The sequence below is a fragment of the Endozoicomonas sp. ONNA1 genome, assembly GCF_024606325.1.
GTDB lineage: Bacteria > Pseudomonadota > Gammaproteobacteria > Pseudomonadales > Endozoicomonadaceae > Endozoicomonas_A.
Genome location: NZ_JAHHPN010000198.1, coordinates 1 through 3,192, shown reverse-complemented (window position 1 = coordinate 3,192; position 3,192 = coordinate 1). Strand labels below are relative to the sequence as shown.

Annotated in this window: 3 protein-coding genes; all 3 read left to right on the top strand. The window is 50.1% G+C overall.

Annotated features, from left to right (window positions below; all coding sequences use genetic code 11):
* Positions 1-101 precede the first annotated feature (101 nt).
* The 3 genes from KDK19_RS04660 to KDK19_RS04650 are packed head-to-tail and all read left to right on the top strand — an operon-like array spanning position 102 to position 3,190.
* Positions 102-1,301: an amino acid ABC transporter permease gene (locus tag KDK19_RS04660; RefSeq protein ID WP_257291446.1), complete on the top strand. Its 1,200-nt coding sequence runs from the start codon at positions 102-104 to the stop codon at positions 1,299-1,301.
* Between the two features lie 11 nt (positions 1,302-1,312).
* A complete protein-coding gene (locus tag KDK19_RS04655; protein WP_257253509.1) occupies positions 1,313-2,401 on the top strand; it encodes an amino acid ABC transporter permease in 1,089 nt (362 codons plus the stop codon).
* 18 nt (positions 2,402-2,419) lie between these two features.
* Positions 2,420-3,190 (top strand): amino acid ABC transporter ATP-binding protein, encoded by a 771-nt coding sequence (locus KDK19_RS04650; RefSeq protein WP_306670858.1) that lies wholly within the window; start codon positions 2,420-2,422, stop codon positions 3,188-3,190.
* Positions 3,191-3,192: the final 2 nt, after the last annotated feature.

The following is a 3,192-nucleotide window of genomic DNA, read 5'->3' as shown; positions in this document are numbered from 1 at the left end:
GACCAATTTATTGCAACCGCAGTAGGACAGCCTTAAGTCCGACAGGCTGCTAGCGAAATACCTATAGCAAAAATAAAAGTAGAGCCATGAACGGATTCTTCATGGCTAATAAAAGGCACCCTATGTTAGTAAGACTCTGGCGCGACCCGGTCTGGCGGGCTGTTCTTTTTCAGGTTCTGTTGATCCTTGCCGTTGTGGCAATGGTCGCCTGGGTAGTGAACAATACCCTGTCGAATCTAGAGCATCGCGGCATCAGCACCGGCTTTGATTTTTTATCCCAGTCTGCAGGTTTTGGCATTATCCAGACACTGGTGGAGTACGACGAAAGCCATACCTTTGGCAGAACGTTTCTGGTAGGCCTACTCAATACTTTACTGGTCTCTTTTCTCGGCGTTATCTTTGCCACCATTCTTGGATTTCTGATTGGTGTGGCCCGGCTCTCCTCTAACTGGCTCCTGTCTAAAATGGCCAGTATTTATATTGAGGTTTTCCGCAATATTCCCCTGCTGCTGCAAATTTTCTTCTGGTACTTTGCGGTTCTGGGTATTCTGCCGAACCCCCGTCAAAGCATCAGTCTGTTTGACTCCATCTTTATTAATGTTCGTGGTATCTCTCTTCCCTGGCCCGAATTGAACGCGGGTATGGTGACGGTTGCCTGGGTTTTCATGGCCTGTCTTGCTGCTGTGCTGGTTTTGAGATTCTTTATGCGCTCATGGCTGCTTAAAGCTCAGCACCAAGAAAACAAAGGGCAAATGGTTCTTTATATCAAGGCAGCAATGGCTTCAAGTGTTGTGCTGATTCCTCTCGTGACCAGCTTTCTGGTGGATGCTCAGTTGCGATGGGAGATACCAGAATTAAAAGGTTTTAATTTCTCCGGCGGTCTGGTTTTAATTCCTGAACTGGCTGCGCTCTGGTTTGCTCTGAGTATTTATACTGCGGCTTTTATTGCTGAAGTCGTTCGCTCTGGTATTGAGTCTGTCAGCAAAGGTCAGAAAGAAGCCGCTGCGGCTCTGGGTCTCAAGCCTCGCCGCGTGCTGAGTCTGGTGGTGATTCCTCAGGCCATGCGGGTGATTATTCCACCCCTGACCAATCAGTACCTGAACCTGATCAAGAACTCTTCACTGGCGACGGCCATAGGTTACCCGGATCTGGTCAGTGTCTTTGCGGGAACCACCCTGAACCAGACCGGTCAGGCCGTTGAGGTGATCGCCATGACCATGGCCGTTTATCTCACGATCAGCCTTACCGTATCTGTTTTGATGAACTTGTATAACCGTTGGGCATCGCTGGTAGAGCGGTAAGGACTCTCTTAATGAAGAGCACGATGATGGAAGAAAAAATGATTCCTGCAAGAGAGCCCCCGGTCAACTCGAGGGGTGTTTTAGGCTGGATGCGGGAGAAGCTGTTTGCGACGCCCTCACAGTCACTGATCACATTGACGCTTATTTACGGTCTTTATCTGATCCTTCCTCCCTTATGGCAGTGGGCAGTTATGGACGCTACCTGGACGGGAGAAAGCCGCTCGGCCTGCAATGTTGACGGTGCCTGCTGGGCTTTTGTCACTGCACGACTGGATCAGTTTATTTACGGCTTCTATCCGGAGAGTGAAATCTGGCGGGTGAATCTGTTTTTTGTGCAGTTGGCCCTGATTCTGGGTTGGCTGATGATTCCGGCTATTCCCGGCAAGAAGCTGGCATTGGGTTTGGGATTGCTGGTATTGCCGGTTACCTCCTGGCTGGTGCTGTCTGGAGGTTACTTCGGTCTGCCCGAGGTTGAAACTCATAAGTGGGGTGGCCTGATGGTGACCTTGGTGCTGGCGCTTTATGGCATGTTGGCATCATTACCGGTAGGCGTTTTGCTGGCCCTTGGCAGGCGATCTTCCATGCCGGTCATTCGCACTTTCTGTACGGCTTATATTGAACTCTGGCGTGGGGTTCCGCTGATTACTGTGTTGTTTATGGCGTCGGTCATGCTGCCTCTGTTTGTTCCGGAAGAAATTGTTTTCGACAAACTGGTTCGGGCCCTGATCGGAATTGTCATGTTCCAGTCAGCTTATATGGCCGAAGTGGTGCGTGGTGGATTGCAGGCGATTCCAAAAGGGCAGGTGGAAGCCTGTCAGAGTCTCGGAATGGGTTACTGGCAGAGTATGCTACTGGTGGTTCTGCCTCAGGCTCTGCGTCTGGTGATTCCCGGAATAGTGAACACCTTTATTGCACTGTTCAAAGACACCAGTCTGGTATTGGTGATTGGTCTGTTTGATCTGCTTTCGATTGTTCAGGCAGCCCTGAATGACCCCGAGTGGCTGGGCAGTGCTGTAGAAGGTTATCTGTTTGCCGGCTTTGTGTTCTGGTTGTTCTGCTTTGGTATATCCAAGTACAGCCAGCGACTGGAAAAGAATTAAAGAAAATGAGAGGTCTTCATGGATAAGATGGTCCGGGAAGTAAAAGACCCTGCAAGCCCTGTTATCAGGTTGAATGGGGTTAACAAATGGTACGACAACTTTCATGTCCTCAGAGATATTAATCTGGATGTGGTGCGTGGCGAAAAGATCGTGATCTGCGGGCCATCCGGTTCGGGTAAGTCGACTTTGATTCGCTGCATTAACGCTCTGGAAGAGCATCAGGAAGGCCAGATTATTGTTGATGGCACAGAACTGACCCGGGATCTGAAAAATATAGAGAAGGTTCGTCGTGAGGTCGGTATGGTGTTCCAGCAGTTCAATCTGTTCCCCCATCTGACGGTGCTGGAAAACTGCACACTGGCACCGCTCTGGGTCAGGAAAACCGCTAAAAAAGCAGCGGAAAAAACGGCGATGGAATACCTTGAGCGTGTCCGTATTCCCGATCAGGCGGATAAATATCCCGGGCAGCTCTCTGGAGGCCAGCAACAGCGTGTAGCGATTGCCCGAAGCCTCTGCATGAACCCGGAAATCATGTTGTTTGATGAGCCCACTTCGGCACTGGACCCGGAAATGATCAAGGAAGTGCTGGACGTCATGATTGAGCTGGCCAATGAAGGCATGACCATGCTCTGCGTGACCCATGAAATGGGTTTTGCAAAAACGGTAGCAGATCGCATGATCTTTATGGATCAGGGGCAAATCGTGGAAGAGGCGACACCGGAAGTCTTCTTTAATAATCCGAAGTCTGAACGTAGCAGGGCATTTTTGGGGCAGATTCTCAATCACTGAGA